This is a genomic window from Telluria sp. AZSoR62 (assembly GCF_058111565.1).
Genome location: NZ_JBYTST010000451.1, coordinates 1 through 252, shown reverse-complemented (window position 1 = coordinate 252; position 252 = coordinate 1). Strand labels below are relative to the sequence as shown.

At 67.1% G+C, this 252-nt stretch carries 1 pseudogene; it reads left to right on the top strand.

The features are described from left to right. Nucleotides 1–252, top strand: a pseudogene (locus AC3XQU_RS24390) (hypothetical protein); the annotation flags it as partial.

Below are 252 nucleotides of genomic sequence, written 5' to 3'. Positions count from 1 at the left end.
AACCGGCCACGGAACTTTCCGGTGGCGAGGCGCAGCGCATCAAGCTGGCGACCGAGCTTCAGCGCAGCCAGCGCGGCCGAAGCCTGTACGTGCTCGACGAGCCAACCACCGGGCTGCATGCGTCCGATGCCGACCGGCTGCTGGTGCAGTTGCAGCGCCTGGTCGATGCCGGCAACACCATGGTGATGATCGAGCACGATATGCGCGCGGTGGCTCAGGCCGATTGGGTGATCGACGTGGGGCCTGGTGCAG